The organism is Oleiphilus sp. HI0067, from assembly GCF_001635735.1.
The window spans coordinates 1-1,120 of record NZ_LWFI01000372.1 but is presented as its reverse complement, the minus strand read 5'-3'; the positions used below and the strand labels follow the sequence as shown (position 1 = coordinate 1,120).

Below are 1,120 nucleotides of genomic sequence, written 5' to 3'. Positions count from 1 at the left end.
CCTTCGCGTGACATTTAAATGACATCTATTTTTGTGTGCTTAAGGAAGAACCACAGTGCTGTCCCCGGGGCACTTAGAGAGATTAGATAATTGCTATTAAGCAAGAAACAGAATCAAGGTTGAATCTTCACTTTTAAGTTTTGAACAAGCTAAGTGAATTTGAGAGATAAAACCTAAGCAAAAGAAAATGTCCCCTTTTTCAAGAAAGGCGATGCTGGTAAATGGCGATATCCAAACTAACTCAAGGTCTCTTAAGCTCTTGAAACAGGCATAGACAAGGGAACTGAACTAAAGTCAGCTTCTGTCTAACTCCATGCATTGCTCTTTAAACAATAGATGATGCGCTTCGCTTAACCTTCGGGCCGACCGTTGGTTGTTCAACGCGCTAAAGCGCTTTTGTGCCGCCTGCGCAGCAATGACGGATTAGAACGAAGCAAAAATCCCGTTGAGCGCGAATGGCAAACTTCGATTATGACTCAATCATTTCCAATGACTTCACCACCTCACGGCAGAATGCAATGACCTCAAAAAACGACTCATAGTCATTGTCTGCAAATTCTAGATGAGCAGAGTTCTTCACAATGACGACATTGGCCTTTTGGTTGACGTAAATAAACTGCCCGTAGATGCCAATCGCATAGAACTCTTGGTCAGCATTTTCTGGAATCCACCATTGATAGCCGTAACCTAAATTGATGTAGGAGTTGTCCCGCTCACCTGGCACAAGATGCGGAGCGTCAGGCGTTACTGAAGCCTTCACCCACGCTTCTGGTATAACCTGCTCATCCTTCCATTTTCCGTTGTTAAGGTAGAGCAATCCAAAGCGCGCGAAGTCACGCGTGCGCATATTCAGCCCGCCGAGTACCATTGGCTCATTTTCATCATCAACAATGTAGTAAGTGCTCGATTCAGGTTCGATTTTCGACCAGAGCTTGTCGTCAAAGTAGTCTGCTATTTCTCTTCCTGTCGCTGCACGCAACACCATTCCTAGTACATGCGTGTCGATGCTGACGTAGTGTAAAAATGTGCCAGGTTCTTTTTCGTTTTTCAGGCTTGCCGCAAAATCATCGAATGATCCGCCTAATGCAAAGGTACGGCCAAAGCGATTAATATCAGAATT

Annotated in this window: 1 protein-coding gene; it reads right to left on the bottom strand. The window is 44.5% G+C overall.

What is annotated here, in order from left to right; translation table 11 throughout:
- Positions 1–469: 469 nt before the first annotated feature.
- The coding region (locus A3739_RS04425; protein ID WP_156502349.1) for a serine hydrolase at positions 470–1,120 on the bottom strand (651 nt) is incomplete at its 5' end.